This is a genomic window from Rossellomorea aquimaris (assembly GCF_000935355.1).
In the GTDB taxonomy this organism is placed as follows: Bacteria; Bacillota; Bacilli; order Bacillales; family Bacillaceae_B; genus Rossellomorea; species Rossellomorea aquimaris_B.
The window spans coordinates 1-2,172 of sequence record NZ_JXZC01000021.1; the positions used below are offsets into that span (position 1 = coordinate 1).

General features: G+C 50.8%; 1 rRNA gene. It reads left to right on the top strand.

The window, feature by feature from the left end:
- Positions 1 to 65 precede the first annotated feature (65 nt).
- Positions 66 to 2,172 (top strand): 23S ribosomal RNA (locus tag TV75_RS20855); the annotation flags it as partial.

A 2,172-nucleotide genomic window follows, 5' to 3' on the forward strand; every position in this document is an offset into this window, starting at 1 on the left:
TTGAGAAATTCGAATTTTCGGCGAATGTCGTCTTCACAGTATAACCAGATTGCTTGGGGTTATATGGTCAAGTGAAGAAGCGCATACGGTGGATGCCTTGGCAGTCAGAGGCGATGAAAGACGTGGTAGCCTGCGAAAAGCTTCGGGGAGTCGGCAAACAGACTTTGATCCGGAGATGTCTGAATGGGGGAACCCAGCCATCATAAGATGGTTACCTTACACTGAATACATAGGTGTAAGGGGCGAACCAGGGGAACTGAAACATCTAAGTACCCTGAGGAAAAGAAATCAACCGAGATTCCCTTAGTAGTGGCGAGCGAACGGGGACTAGCCCTTAAGTGGCTTTGAGATTAGCGGAACGCTCTGGAAAGTGCGGCCATAGTGGGTGATAGCCCTGTACGCGAAAATCTCTTAGTCATGAAATCGAGTAGGACGGAGCACGAGAAACTTTGTCTGAATATGGGGGGACCATCCTCCAAGGCTAAATACTACTGACTGACCGATAGTGAACTAGTACCGTGAGGGAAAGGCGAAAAGAACCCCGGAGAGGGGAGTGAAATAGATCCTGAAACCGTATGCGTACAAGCAGTGGGAGCCCACTTTGTTGGGTGACTGCGTACCTTTTGTATAATGGGTCAGCGACTTATTTTCAGTGGCGAGCTTAACCGAATAGGGGAGGCGTAGCGAAAGCGAGTCTTAATAGGGCGTCTAGTCGCTGGGAATAGACCCGAAACCGGGCGATCTATCCATGGGCAGGTTGAAGGTTGGGTAACACTAACTGGAGGACCGAACCGACTACCGTTGAAAAGTTAGCGGATGACCTGTGGATCGGAGTGAAAGGCTAATCAAGCTCGGAGATAGCTGGTTCTCCTCGAAAGCTATTTAGGTAGCGCCTCATGTATCACTGTAGGGGGTAGAGCACTGTTTCGGCTAGGGGGTCATCCCGACTTACCAAACCGATGCAAACTCCGAATACCTACAAGTGCCGAGCATGGGAGACACACGGCGGGTGCTAACGTCCGTCGTGAAAAGGGAAACAACCCAGACCGTCAGCTAAGGTCCCAAAGTTATGGTTAAGTGGGAAACGATGTGGGAAGGCTTAGACAGCTAGGAGGTTGGCTTAGAAGCAGCCACCCTTTAAAGAAAGCGTAATAGCTCACTAGTCGAGTCGGCCTGCGCGGAAGATGTAACGGGGCTCAAACCATACACCGAAGCTACGGGTATCACGTAAGTGATGCGGTAGAGGAGCGTTCTGTAAGCCTGTGAAGGTGAGTTGAGAAGCTTGCTGGAGGTATCAGAAGTGCGAATGCTGACATGAGTAACGACAATGGGTGTGAAAAACACCCACGCCGAAAGACCAAGGTTTCCTGCGCAACGTTAATCGACGCAGGGTTAGTCGGTCCCTAAGGCGAGGCTGAAAAGCGTAGTCGATGGAAAACAGGTTAATATTCCTGTACTTCTGGTTATTGCGATGGAGGGACGGAGAAGGCTAGGCCAGCTTGGCGTTGGTTGTCCAAGTTTAAGGTGGTAGGCTGAGATCTTAGGTAAATCCGGGATCTTAAGGCCGAGAGCTGATGACGAGTTGTCTTTTAGATGACGAAGTGGTTGATGCCATGCTTCCAAGAAAAGCTTCTAAGCTTCAGGTAACCAGGAACCGTACCCCAAACCGACACAGGTGGTTGGGTAGAGAATACCAAGGCGCTTGAGAGAACTCGGGTGAAGGAACTAGGCAAAATGGCACCGTAACTTCGGGAGAAGGTGCGCCGGTGAGGGTGAAGGACTTGCTCCGTAAGCCCATGCCGGTCGAAGATACCAGGCCGCTGCGACTGTTTATTAAAAACACAGCACTCTGCAAACACGAAAGTGGACGTATAGGGTGTGACGCCTGCCCGGTGCCGGAAGGTTAATTGATGGGGTTAGCTAACGCGAAGCTCTTGATCGAAGCCCCGGTAAACGGCGGCCGTAACTATAACGGTCCTAAGGTAGCGAAATTCCTTGTCGGGTAAGTTCCGACCCGCACGAAAGGCGTAACGATCTGGGCACTGTCTCAACGAGAGACTCGGTGAAATTATAGTACCTGTGAAGATGCAGGTTACCCGCGACAGGACGGAAAGACCCCGTGGAGCTTTACTGTAGCCTGATATTGAATTTTGGTACAGCTTGTACAGGATA